This is a genomic window from Dyadobacter sediminis, assembly GCF_005860765.1.
In the GTDB taxonomy this organism is placed as follows: Bacteria; Bacteroidota; Bacteroidia; order Cytophagales; family Spirosomataceae; genus Dyadobacter; species Dyadobacter sediminis.
In genome coordinates, this window is record NZ_VCEI01000011.1 from 259,782 (window position 1) to 272,901 (window position 13,120).

Sequence of the window (13,120 nt, forward strand, 5' to 3'; positions counted from 1 at the left end):
TGTTCATGATTTCAGTTTAACGAAGCTATTAAATTCCCGGATAAACTAAAACTGCGCCGGTATGTACTTTCGGAACGGCATGGTCAATTCAGGGTAATGAGAACTGCGATTTGCAAATAAACCGCAGATGCTTTGGCGATTTGCATGTGCGGAGCATACGAAATTCTGAATTTTATGGGGTAACTTTGAGACCGTTAAATCAACCTGTTATTGAACTTACGTTATTTTGATGGATCTTATTATCAGAAGTGCTGCTCCGAAGGATTTGCCTTCACTGCTTGAAATTATAAACCACGCCATTCTGAATACTACCGCAATTTACGATTATGAACCCCGTACACTGGAACAGCAAAAGGCATGGCTGGAACAGATGTTCATCGACGGAATGCCTGTGATTGTTGCCGAATCGGACGGTGAAGTGATCGGTTACGGTTCCTATAATATTTTTCGTCCGAAAATCGGTTACAAATTCAGCGTTGAACATTCCATTTACCTGGATGAAAAATCCCGTGGAATGGGAGTAGGGGGAAAGCTGCTGGGCAGTCTCATTCAGCGTGCCAGGGAATCGGGACTGCATACAATGATTGCCGGAATTGATGCAGCAAACCGCGGAAGCATCGAATTTCACAAAAAATACGGTTTTGTCGAAAAAGGGTACCTTAAGGAAGTAGGTTTCAAATTCGATCAGTGGCTGGACCTTGTATTTATGCAGCTGCAACTTGAAGATGACGATTGAACATAAAAAAACGGTCTCGGAATCAGCGGATGTAAAATGAATTACAATTCCGGATTCCAAGACCGCTTTTAAACCAACAAGAGTTAATGTGCGCGGCCGGTTTCCACGTACGTTGCTTCGTCACCGGTCGGTTTGCTTTGCCACCACGATGCCAGAATAGAACCCGTGATGTTCATTAAAGGGCCAAAAATAGCCGGAGCCAGCCCGACCGTGGCCATTTTACCCATTTCCTTGGCAATTCCCGACGCCAGTCCGCCGTTTTGCATGCCGACTTCAATGGCAATGGTGCGGCAATCTCTTTCGCTCATCTTGAACAGCCTTCCGGACCAGTAACCAAGCGTATAACCGGAAAGGTTATGAATCAGTACAAGCAGGAGCAAAGCAGGTCCGATGGTAAGCAGACTGTCGCGGCCGGCAGCCGTGATAATCACGATGATGAATGCAATGCCCGCCATGGAAACAAGCGGCATGGCGGCATCCAGCCATTTTACCTTTCCACTGAACAGTCTGTTGAAAAGAAGTCCGGCACCGATCGGGATAATCACCATTTTGATAATATCCCACATCATATGCAGCGTATCGATCTGAACGAAAGCACCGGCCAGCATACTCATCAGCACCGGCGTGACAATCGGGGCAAGCATGGTTGAAATCGCAGTGATTGTAATGGAAAGCGCCAGGTTTGCTTTTGCAAGATAGGAAATCACATTGGATGCCATGCCATTCGGCGAGCAACCGATGAGGATTATGCCCGCTGCAATTTCGGGCGGAAAACCGCTGATGCTCGCCAGCGTGTAACCGATGGTCGGCATGATGATAAAATGGCTTACAACGCCGATCAGCACGCCTTTAGGCATTTTTACAACGCCTACAAAATCACCGAAACTCATGGACGTTCCCATTCCGAACATAATGATCTGGATCAGCGGTGTAATCAGCGTGGCCAGTTTGAAGCCGTTTACACTCTGGAAATGCTGCGGGTAATACAGGGCCGTTGTGACCGCTGCAAAAATAATGGTGGTGTAAGTAAACCCTTTCAGCTTTTCATACCCTCTGAAACTGATGGCCAGCGACAGAAAAAATGCTATAAAGAATGGCCCCGCCTGCGGTAAATTGCCTGAAAGCGCAAGATAAAGTGCCACGAGCAGGCATAAAGCAGCAATGCCGGACAGGAGCTTGTAAATATTCATACGGTTGTTTTGCAATAAAAAAAGGTGAATGGAAATTTCGGAAGCAATGTATTGTAAAGACTGGAAACGGCTAATTACCAGGTTCTTTTCTTCATATATTCATCCAGTTCCGAACGTTTCATCGGAATTTCATTCGGATTATTGTCCAGCCATTTCAGGAAATCGCCTTTTAGTTTATCCGACCATTGGCTGTCGATTTGCCCAGGCGTATATTTTCCTTCTTTCAGCATCTGGATTCCGAACTTGTCGCGCAATGCAATGAACTCGGCGGTAACCACTACTTTTTCGGCCAGGTGGGCAGGAATAAAAATAACGCCTTCTCTTTTGGCAAGCACAAGATCGCCGGGCAGCACGATGGCACGCCCGATACGGATCGGCGTATTCAGTCCGGAAAGAAATACATCTTTAAGGTAAGACGGGTCCCAGTCTCTTACGAATGCATTGAAACCTTCAATTTTGGAAAGCCCTTCCAGGTCGCGTGAAGATGCGTCAAAAATGACACCGTTTCCGGATTTTGCAAATATGGAGTTGCCGAGATTATCGCCGATCAAAGTTCCCTGCGCTATTTTCCCGAAACCGTCCGCAACATACACGTCGCCTTTGCTCAGCTGATCAATCGGCCAGGAATTGGTATTGCCGATACGGCCGTTTTTGGCACCACGGTCTTTGATATTTTTTTCAACATCCGGCCGGGAAGGCATAAACTGGGCCGTCAGGGCACGTCCGGCAATGGGCACATCCTGATGAATCATTTTCCAGTTCCCGTCAAACTGGCAGTTGTAACCTTCATTCTGCAGTACAACCCAGGCTTCTTCAATGGCAATTTCTTTTACCCTGCGGATCAGATCGTCGGAAACTTTGGGCCGTCCGTCCGGAAATCGTTCTCCTTTCCATTCCGAGGTCAGGAAAATCAGTTCTTCTTTGGATATGGTCTGTGCATTTACAACTTTGGGAAAACTCAGGCTCAACGCCAGGATTGTCATAAAACCAATGAAAGGTACTCTCATAAAAAAATGAATTAAGCGCTGGGACTTTTGTCAGGATCAATAAAGGATGAAATAATTTCCGGTAACGTATATCTGTATAAAAGCAGAAGGAACGCCGAATATCATGGCTTAAATTTAAATTTTCAAGCCGGAGCGAATATCCTGCTGAAATCCGGCTTGAAAAAAGACGTCTGAATGCTTTGTAAGAAATATTTCAGACGTCCTGTTCGGAGCGGGTTAATTGCTGGAAAGTACCAGAGGATTGGTAATGCCGTTGAGATCGTATACCACTTTTCCTGCGCGGATCGTCAGTTCCGCTTCCAGTTTATGTTTTCCGTGAATTTTTGTTCCGGTATAATCAAAGAAGCCAAATGTGCCGGTGTCGTTAAGCTGGAATTTGCCGTCGAGCATCCGCAGAACGGTTACATCTGCACGTGAGCCGACCGAAAGGTTCCCAAGCTGTTCGCGGTGAATGGCCTGCGCCGGAGCCCAGGTGCTTGCCTTGATCACGGCTGGCAGATCCATGCCCATGGCGAGGAATTTGGACATGACGTTCAGCATATCTTTCATCGCATTGTTCATGCTGCCCGTATGAATATCCGTACTGATCGTATTCGGGTAAAAACCGCTTTTTACAGCCGGAATAGCCTGTGAAAAGGCAAAACTGATCCCGCCGTAACCTACGTCGAACAAAATGCCTTTCTTACGCGCTTCGTAAACGAACGGCTTTACTTTTCCGGTTGCAACGTCCAGAATCGGTTCTCTGCTGCTGAGCTGTCCGAAGCAGTGCGTGAAAATATCGCCGGGACGCAGATGTTTCATAAACAGTTCTTCGATGGAAAGCACGGGCTTGCTTCCGCCAAAATCGATCATGACGGGAACATTGGCCAGTTTTCCGGCTTCCACAGCACGATCCGTCGGCGTCCAGTTGTAGCCATTGTAATGCGCCAGTTTGATGCCGACTACGTCTTCAGGGTTTTCTTTGGCAACACGGGCAGTTTCAGCAGCGTTCATGTCTTCGATGTTCTGCTCATACGTTCCGCCGCGCATCCCTTCACCCACGATGTTGAGAAATGCAAGTACGCGTGTTCTCGATGCATCAATGGTTTGTTTTTTAAAGGCAGGAAACGATTTCCATCCGGAGCAGCCGGCATCCACAACGGTCGTTACGCCCGTACGGAAAGTAAAACCGTCCGGCTGAAGCGCATTGGGTCCGTTGCTGTAAGTCTGGTCCATATTGGTTCCGTAAAAGTTATGCGAATGCATGTCGATCAGTCCGGGCGTTACGTACAACCCTTTGGCATTGACAACCTGCATTCCTTCTTTCGGATCAATGTTTTTGGCGACGAGCATGACGGTATCGCCTTTCAGCGCCACGTCCATGACGGTATTGATATTGTTTTTCGGGTCGATAACTGTTCCGCCCTTGATTACAATGCTGTACTTCTGGGCACTGGCGGCATGCAGGGAAAAAAAGAAGGCCAGACCGGCCAATAGCGATTTCTTGTTCATGATTAAGGTTCAGGAATAGTTGGTAAACGGGTGTTTGTTCTGGAATTTCTCGCTTTCAAATGCTGCTTCAACTGGCTTTTGAAGCATAAATCAGACTTCCCGGTCAATTCCGGAAAGTCTGATTTCACTTGTTGAATCCATATTTTATTTATCCCACCAAACTTTGCTGGAAAGCGTGTTGGTGCCGCCCTGTCTTGTTCTTGCTTCGTAGAAGTTAACTTTATTATAAAGTTCTTCCGAATCAGGAATTACAAAGCGGGTCGGGATCTGTCCGCCTGTCAGGTTGCCGGGATAATTAGTTGGTGTCAGCCTTGGGTAACCGGTGCGTCTCCAGTTGGACCAGATTTCATATTCATCTTCCAGGAAAAGCGCAACCCATTTCTGTGTCGCGATCTGCTCCATTTTATCTGCCAGTGTTCCGGTTTCCTTGTATGGATTTTGTTTCAGGTAAGCAGCAATTTTTGCGTCGGAAATAATGCCGCCTGCTCCGAAAGCCGCCCATTGTTTCATGCCCGAAGTTACTGCGGCGTTGTATTCAGCAGCAGGCGTTGTGGCCGAGTACCAGCCTCTCAGTCCTGCTTCTGCCAGCAAAAGGTGCACTTCTGCTGGTGTGAAAACCAGTAACGGTGCATTGTATTTCAGGATCGTGTTCGGATTTGGCTCGGAATAAGTATCGAAATCTGCAGGTAGCGAGTTGAAAGCTGCATTCGGCATCCCTTTTTGCAAAGCCGTTGCCGTATCCGCAACATAAGGAGCAGTAGCAGAAGCCTTTGTCCAGACAACCGAAATGACATTCAGACGCGGGTCTTTGGTCGTTTTCAAATGGTCGATCAATGTTTTCGCCAATTTTCCGCCTTCCACATTGTCGCCGCCGGGCGTTACATAATCTGTGGACATCAAACCTGCCGCGATAAAGTTGCGGCTGGCCGTGATGGAACCATCCACATAGGCAATCGTTGCCATATCTTCATCTGCTGTGATCACGCCGCCGGCAATGGCTTTCTTTACCCAGGTTTCAGCCGTGGCTGCATCCACTTCTGTCAAACGCATGCCCAGACGAAGCATCAGCGAGTAGCCGAATTTTTTCCACTTGTCAATGTTGCCGCCATAAATCAGGTCCGCGTTACCGAATGTCTGCTGCGATGCGTCAAATGCATTGATCGATTCTTCCAGTTCTTTCAGCAAATCCGCATAAATCGCTTGCTGCGTATCGTATTTCGGCGTAAAGTTCTGGCTCGAAAGCGCTTCTCCCGCTTCAAAATAGGGAATATCACCGTACAAATCGGTCAGGCGGTGAAACAGGTATGCTTTCCAGATGCGGGCAACGGACAGCCTGTTAACGTCTGCCGGATTTTCTGAAACCGCGTCGATCACCTGCGCAATGTCAATTACCGCACCCTGACTTACCGGATCACCTCCATACAAGTTCCAGCTTCCCTGGCTGTAACCAAAATTGAAATATTTGTCTCCCGCCGCAGGAACTTCCTTGTAAGTTGCAAAATGCTGCATGGAACCGCCGATTGTAAGGTAAGCCGCGCCTGTGAAGTTGTTGCTCACGGTTACCAGCTGCGCCCGTGTGAAAAGAAAGCCCGGAACAACCTCCGTGGAAGCATTCGGATTTACATTCATTTCTTCAAAACCTTTATCGCAGGAAGCGATGAACAGGGCCGGAGCCAGATATAATACTTTCACTAAATTTCTCATATTCACTAAAATCTTTTAATGATTAAAATTTCACTGTCAGGTTCACGCCCAGGCTTCTCGTTCTCGGCACACCAAATGCTTCCAGCCCCTGCGCATTGCCATTGGTATAGCTGGACTCCGGATCGAAGTAGTTGTTGCGTTTGTCTTTGTAAAGCAGCAGCAGGTTACGGCCGACCAATGAAACCGAAGCAGCCTGCAGTTTCAGGAATGAAAGCTTGCTGACATTCAGGTTGTAGCTCAGGATAACCTGGCGCAGCTTCACAAAGTCGTTGTTGAACGTGAAAATGCCCGTGTAGTTTTTATCATTGTCATAATACGTATCTACGTCCTTTTTCTCCCATGTTTTTGTAAAAGGAGCGCCCTCAGGCGTTACACCTGTTACCGTTACACCGGTTTCACGACCCGGAAGTGTTTCTTTTGGCAAGCCGAAACGATACGCATACTGATACATGTTCGAGTAAACCACGCTTCCGAATTTACCGTCCACAAGAATGTTCAGCGAGAAGTTTTTGTACTTGAAATTGTTGGTGATACCCATGGTCAGCGGAGGAATACCATTGCCCAGTTTTTCAAGATCGCCTCTTACTGCGTAGCCGCTGGCTGTGTTAAAAACCACATTTCCATTGCCGTCAGTTTTCTTGTTGTAACCCCATACTTCACCGTAAGTACCGCCTACATAGTTATTGATCAAGCCACCGCCTACACCGGTTCCGATGCTAAGGCTTGGCAGGTTATCCGCCAGTTTCACGATTTTGCTTTGGTTGTAAGCCATGTTGTAGCTGATATCCCACGTGAAATTGGTTTTACGAAGCGGCGTCGCAGTCAGCAAAAGCTCGATCCCTTTGTTGCTCAGCTCACCTACGTTCAGCAGTGCGGACGTGTAACCCGAAGAAGCGGCGATGGAGCTTTGAACAATGTCATTGGTTGTCTTACGGTTGTAAAAAGTAAGGTCAAGGCCGAAACGGTTGTTAAGGAATCGGGCTTCCACACCAGCCTCGTAAGTCGTCGAGGTAAGCGGACGCAAATCAGGGTTAGGCACCAGCGCCGAAGCCAGCTGCTGCACCGGACGACCATTGTGACCGCCTTGCGCCATTTGATAGCTTTGGTAAATTCTGTAGGGATCTACGTTTACGGCACCCACTTGTGCCCATGATGCACGCACCTTGGCAAAGCTGATGGCTGCCGGCATGTCGATGGCTTCCGAAAGAATCACTGTTCCGCCTATAGCCGGGTAAAAAATGCTGTTGTTGGATTTGTTCAGAACCGAAAACCAGTCCTGACGTCCCGACATGGTCAGGTAAGCCAATCCTTTGTAACCCAAATCAATCGATCCGAAAATGGAGTTAATTCCGCTTTTCCGGTAATTGGGTGTCGTGGTGGAAGTCGCAAGGTTGGTAAAGCTGTAAAAGCCCGGAATCGTGAATTCAGCACCGCGGTATAACATTTCATCATAAATGCTGCGCTGCGTGTTACCGCCAAGCAATGCGGAGAAGCTGAAATTTTCGAATTCCTTGTTGTAATTCAACGTCAGCATTCCGTTGGTTTCCGAAGAAGACGTATTGTTGGATTCGTAGCGTCCCAGCGGTTCGTAAGCATTGTTGGTAGGCACCACAAATTCGTATTTGAAATTGTAGTAATCCTGGCTCACGCTTCCTTTGATGAACAGGTTTTCAAGCAGATCGTAACGCACACTTGCCTGGCCTAAAAACCGGTTCTTGCGGTCGTCGTTTTTGAATTTGTTAATGACAAAATAAGGGTTCGGCGCAGCAGGAACCGGGTTCCATTCTACTTCTCTGCCTGTAACCGCATCATAGCCGGGTGCCAGGTTACGGATATCCACCGTGTTGGCGATCAAATGCGTTGCCCAGTGTGGATTGTAATCGGCATAGCCTACTTTCGGACGGTTGTGGCCGCCTTCAATGTTATACTGCACAACTGTTTCGATGCTCAGTTTCTTGCCCAAAAATGCATTCACATTCAGGTTGGCAATTCTTCTTGTAAAATCGGAATTGGGAACAATGCTGTTTGATTTGGTATTGTTCAAACCAAAACGGAAGTTAATTGTCTCATTTCCGCCGGTAAATGCAATGGAATTGATGTAGTTTGTTCCCGTTCTGTAAAAGTTTTTAAGGTTGTCTTTCTGAGGAGAATAGGGGCGCATCTGTCCGTCAAACTGGATAACAGGCGTGCCGTCCATCTTGGCACCGTACGACAAGCGGCCTGAGCTTTTTGCCTGCGTTTGCGTCATGGGTTTTACGCCGTCCACACCTTGCCCGTATTCATATTGCCAGTCTGGAATAATCGCCAGGTTTTCCGTTGTGAAGTTGCTGTTGAACTCCACACCGATGCCTTTCTGAGCACGTCCTTTTTTTGTTGTAATCAGAATAACGCCATTTCCTGCACGCGCACCGTACAAAGCTGCTGCCGGTCCGCCTTTCAAAACGCTGATGGATTCGATGTCGTCCGGGTTAATACCGCCGATCCCGTCACCACGGTCGGTGTTGTTGCCGTTTCCATCCGATGCGTTGCCGCCTCCAGGAACGCTGTTGTCCATCGGCATACCGTTGATGACATACAAAGGCTGGTTATTTCCGCTCAGAGAACCGTTACCGCGGATGATGATACGGCTTGAACCGCCGGGGCCTGTTGACATACCCGTTGCATTCACACCGGCAATTTTACCGGTCAAAGCATTGGCCACGTTGTTTTCACGTGCTTGTGTGAACTCGCTGCCTTTTACTTCGGTAACAGCATATGCAAGTGCTTTTTTCTCCTTTGAAATACCCAATGCAGTTACAACGACTTCATTAAGCGCTTTTGCTTCGGGTGCAAGCTGAACCGAAACCATCGTCTGGTTTCCGACAGGAGCTTCCTGAGAGGTGTAGCCTACAAAGCTGAAAATCAACACGGCACTTGCTGCTTCCTGATCCGGAATATCAATAAAGTATTTGCCGTCAGAATCCGTGGAAGTTCCGCGCTGCGAGCCTTTTATCAGTACGCTTACGCCCGGCAGACCGGAACCGGTTTCGTCCGTAACCACACCCGAAACATTGCGTTTGGGCGCATCTTTGGCAGCCGGAGCAATTTCCGAAGCGGCCGATTCTCTTTTCAGGATAATACGGTCCTGCACCACTTCATACGTCACTTTGTGCGGAGCCAGTATTTTTACCAAAACCTGCGAAAGGGTTTCATCCTGGAATTTGAAAGAATACTTCTGATTATTGAAAATCACCGGATTGTACATAAACTTGACCTTTGTCACATGCTCGATCCTTTCCAGCGCCTGATCCATTTCGGCATTGGCCAGTCGTAACGTTACTTTTTGATCCAGAACTTTCTGGCCGCGCACGTCGTAAGCATGCACCAGCGTGCCGAAGGCAATAGAGAGCAAGGCTTGATACAGTGAAATGCGCATGATTCGCTGTAAAGCATTTTGAAATTGTACTTGTTTTGACATAATTTTGGTTTTGTCGGGTTTGAAATTCGGCATTAAATTCCCGTGATAGCCGTCATACGGACATCGTAAGCGTAAATAAACCGGGGATTAGGCGAGTCGGTGATGTTGCAGCATCATCGGCTCTTTTACAGGTAATGGAAAGAAAAAACTGTTGTCATAGGCGTTAACGGGTTTGTTGTTTTAACTGAGGATTAAGATCAGCAACCTTTACTGTTGATGATAATGCTTGCATCAAGCTGCTCATATTCAGCGCCAAGGGTTTTGCATATCAGGTTAATCTTTTCAAAAAGCGGTTCGTCGGACAGGGATGCGGTCAGATAACAGTTGCGCATGACTTCCGCATCAAACACGATTTTCACACCGTAAGACCTTTCCAGCGCCGCGAAAACTTCCGAGATCGGAGTACCCTTGAATTCAAACGACTGTCGCTGAATCGGCATTTCCAGCAGGGTAGGGTTGGGGATCAGGCTTCTGGTGAGCCGGAGTTCTTTCGCAGCAAAAACAATCTGCTGATTGGGCGTAAGAACCATTCCGCCAAGCCGGTCATTCGACTGCTGCTTTGACAAGGCTTCTTTTGTCATCGGGAAAACCGAAACCTTTCCGGTTTTTACAACCACTTTTACTTCACTGTCGTCAAATGCACTTACTTTGAAGCTGGTTCCCAGTACTTTTGTAGCCAGCGTATGGGCATATACGAAAAAAGGTTTATTCGGGTTTTTGGCCACTTCAAAAAAAGCCTCGCCGATCAGGAATACTTCCCTTTTGCCGTGTTCAAATTTTATCGGGTACGTAATGCGGCTTTTGGGCTGTAACAGTACCGAACTTCCGTCTTCCAGCAAAACCAGCCGTGCCTTTTCGGAATTGTTTTCTTCCTGTACAAGCGGTTCCGAAATCTGGCCCAGAATGACTTTGTATTGATCTGACTGCTGCTGCGAAGCCGTCTGTTTGTTAAACCACCAGCCTGCAAATATCAAAACCAGAACGGAGGCGGCCATCTGGTACCAGTGCGGCCTGAAACGGATATGTAAAAATGGCCTTTTAGCTGTTTTCTCACCAATGGCATGCGAAAGCCTGTAAATTTCATTGGCAATTTCGTCCTCTGAAATGTTGTTGAATGCTGCTTCGGTTTGCGCAAGCAGGTTATTTGCACTGGCAACCAGTTCGTGCCTGTCCGGATTGTTTTCCAGCCATTCCGTCCAGAACACAGCTTCTTCCGCGTCACTGAACAAAACCCACCGTCTGAATGACGGATCAGCGGCCAGTTCTTCCGGAAGAAAATTTCGGTAATCTTGCATATAAGGCAAATAATAGTATGGCTGATTTTATGAAGGATGCAGGTTTCTTGGGCTAATACTCTTTTTCTGAGAATTATTTTCTAAAAAAAACAGTGATTGCAGCCTGATGATATTTTTAAAAGCCGTTTACTGCTTTTTATCATTCCTTGATCCATTACAGAATTCCAGAAGAACAGACGTCTTGCTGAGTACCCAGCATAATTGATGTCTGAATAAGCAACGGTTTGATAAACTTGGAAAAAGCAGTTTTTTACCTTTTGCTCACTGAACTGTAGCCGATTGCTCATCGTCTTCGCTTAATTGGATCCGTTCAGTTTACTTCGGAGCAAGTAAACAAATGGTTTCATTAACAATTAAACATCGATTCATTATGAAAAATGTAGAAAACTTGCAGGTTACCAGTGGTTTGTTTAAATCCTTTTTATGCAGCCTGTTCTTGCTATTTGTTTTGTTTCAGTTCACTGCCTGCAAGCACGATGAAGATCGAAACAGTATATCGGGAATTTACGGTGCTATCGTCGATAAAGACGGCAAAGGTGTCGAGAATATAGAAGTTCAGATTTACGGGAAAGCTGGTAATGAACCGCGCGTGCTGTTGCAGAATGCATTTACCAATAAGCTGGGCAACTATGATGTCACCGTGGATGTACCCGGAAAGTTTGAAATTATTGAGGTATCTGTTCCTTTTACAGAAATAGAAGGATCGAAAGAAAAGGTTTTTGGAAAGCCGATTGATGATCCTTCATCTGCGAATATAGGATCAGGCTATGCCCGGATTGGCGAGAAAACGCGCATGGATTTCAAACTTGTAGAGAAATGGTAAAAGCATAAACGGCGGTTTTATTGATGTGCCTACAAGACTGGTCCAAAGGATCAGTCTTGTATCAGGTTGATGTTAAATTAACGCAGAAATAAAACCAGAATCGAAATTGCCGTACCAACGCTTTTGATCTGTGATTTCAGGCAGGCAATTCCTTTAAACAGCAGATTGGCAACAGATTGTCGGTTAACCTGCATGAGATCGGCAATTTGCTCGTTATCCATTCCTTCGTAATATTTCAGGAATATGGCTTCTTTCTGGCGACGGGGAAGTTCTTCCAGTGCAGTTCTTACTTTCGCCTTGTTTTCATTGAACAGCTCATTTCTTTCGATCTCGGTTTCTACAGTTTGAAAATCGGAAATCTGATTGACTTCGTCTGCGTCAAGTTGCGCAACGGCAGGATGATGACGGCGGAGTTCCTGAAAAAGCTGATTTCGCAGGGCTTTCAGAAAATAAATCGAGACATACTGAATGTGTATATTCTGCCTTCTTTCCCAGATGTGGATCATCAGTTCCTGAATGGAATCTTTGATAAATTCCCGGTCTGATGTAAAACTGGTGGCGTAATTGAACAAAGTGCGGTATTGCTTGTCGGCCAACTGACAAAATGCAAGACTGTCGCCGGCCTGGGATTGGTGCCAGAGATTTAAAAGAAGTTCGTTCTCTTCAGCGATGCGTTGTCTCTTGTTCAAATCAAATTGGGTCAGGCAACAAAGTAACTTCAAAATTGCCGAAGAAAGAAATTTAAAGACAACTTTTATTTTTATGAGGAAATAATATCCTGATTAAAATCATTTGAGCCAAATATAAATTGGAAAATGACATAAGTCTTAGACTGGCACGTTTTCAGCAATGCAGGCGATAGCCGTAGCGGTAAACATACCGTTTGAAAATCAGTAAGGTACTGTCAAACCGAAAGAAAGCTGCATGCATCGAAATTGTAAAACAACTAATCCATTTTACGTTTTGGATCACCTGTTTCTCTCCGTCCGACAATGATTCTGCTCTTTACTAGGAGGTTCGGATATTAACCATCCAGTCAATTCCGAATTTATCCTGAAAAGCACCGAACAGATCGCCCCACATCTGACGGTCGAGCGGTACGACAATGGTGCCATTTTCACTTAAAGCCTCATATTTGCTGCACAGGGAAGCCTCATCAAACCCGCTGAGCGAAAGGTTGATTTTGCCTGTGCCCAACGGCATTCCTTCGGGTGCATCGCCAGCCATAAACTCGATCTCGCCGCCCATAAGCGTTCCGTGCATGACATGATCACGCATGCCATCCGGACAACTTCCGTCCAGGTCGCCGTAAGTCATTATGTTGAGTTCACCACCGAAAACGGTATGATAGAAGTTCAGCGCTTCGCGGCAATTTCCGTCAAACATGAGATAAGGATTCAAATCCATTTTTTCCATG

At 46.6% G+C, this 13,120-nt stretch carries 10 protein-coding genes; 2 read left to right on the forward strand and 8 right to left on the reverse strand.

Annotation, left to right across the window (positions count from 1 at the left end):
* Window positions 1–229 precede the first annotated feature (229 nt).
* A complete protein-coding gene (locus tag FEM55_RS02080) occupies window positions 230–736 on the forward strand; it encodes a GNAT family N-acetyltransferase (protein WP_138279655.1) in 507 nt (168 codons plus the stop codon).
* Between the two features lie 83 nt (window positions 737–819).
* Here the strand turns inward: FEM55_RS02080 and FEM55_RS02085 are convergent, their stop codons facing one another.
* From FEM55_RS02085 to FEM55_RS02110, 6 genes are all read right to left on the reverse strand, one after another.
* The gene (locus FEM55_RS02085) at window positions 820–1,926 is read right to left on the reverse strand and encodes a bile acid:sodium symporter family protein (protein ID WP_138279656.1); all 1,107 of its coding nucleotides are present in this window, start codon (window positions 1,924–1,926) and stop codon (window positions 820–822) included.
* A 74-nt stretch (window positions 1,927–2,000) separates the two neighbouring features.
* Entirely contained in the window at window positions 2,001–2,909 is a 909-nt protein-coding gene (locus FEM55_RS02090) for an RraA family protein (protein WP_374756471.1), read from the reverse strand.
* A 240-nt stretch (window positions 2,910–3,149) separates the two neighbouring features.
* A complete protein-coding gene (locus FEM55_RS02095; RefSeq protein ID WP_138279658.1) occupies window positions 3,150–4,424 on the reverse strand; it encodes an amidohydrolase/deacetylase family metallohydrolase in 1,275 nt (424 codons plus the stop codon).
* A 144-nt stretch (window positions 4,425–4,568) separates the two neighbouring features.
* On the reverse strand, window positions 4,569–6,128 hold the full coding sequence (locus FEM55_RS02100; RefSeq protein WP_138279659.1) for a SusD/RagB family nutrient-binding outer membrane lipoprotein: 1,560 nt from the start codon (window positions 6,126–6,128) through the stop codon (window positions 4,569–4,571).
* A gap of 22 nt (window positions 6,129–6,150) precedes the next feature.
* On the reverse strand, window positions 6,151–9,585 hold the full coding sequence (locus FEM55_RS02105) for a SusC/RagA family TonB-linked outer membrane protein (RefSeq protein WP_229209052.1): 3,435 nt from the start codon (window positions 9,583–9,585) through the stop codon (window positions 6,151–6,153).
* A gap of 197 nt (window positions 9,586–9,782) precedes the next feature.
* On the reverse strand, window positions 9,783–10,880 hold the full coding sequence (locus FEM55_RS02110; RefSeq protein ID WP_138279661.1) for a FecR family protein: 1,098 nt from the start codon (window positions 10,878–10,880) through the stop codon (window positions 9,783–9,785).
* Window positions 10,881–11,250: 370 nt separating this feature from the next.
* Between FEM55_RS02110 and FEM55_RS02115 the strand changes: the two genes are divergently transcribed.
* Window positions 11,251–11,703, forward strand: coding sequence for a hypothetical protein (locus tag FEM55_RS02115; RefSeq protein WP_138279662.1), 453 nt, complete (start codon window positions 11,251–11,253; stop codon window positions 11,701–11,703).
* Between the two features lie 77 nt (window positions 11,704–11,780).
* On the opposite strand, the gene FEM55_RS02120 is transcribed toward FEM55_RS02115, so the two are convergent.
* Both FEM55_RS02120 and FEM55_RS02125 read right to left on the reverse strand, forming a co-directional pair.
* Window positions 11,781–12,392 carry an RNA polymerase sigma factor gene (locus tag FEM55_RS02120; protein WP_138279663.1) on the reverse strand — a complete coding sequence of 204 codons (612 nt, stop codon included), beginning with the start codon at window positions 12,390–12,392 and terminating at the stop codon, window positions 11,781–11,783.
* A gap of 319 nt (window positions 12,393–12,711) precedes the next feature.
* Window positions 12,712–13,110, reverse strand: a complete 399-nt coding sequence (locus FEM55_RS02125) for a VOC family protein (RefSeq protein ID WP_212748284.1) — start codon at window positions 13,108–13,110, stop codon at window positions 12,712–12,714.
* Window positions 13,111–13,120 lie beyond the last annotated feature (10 nt).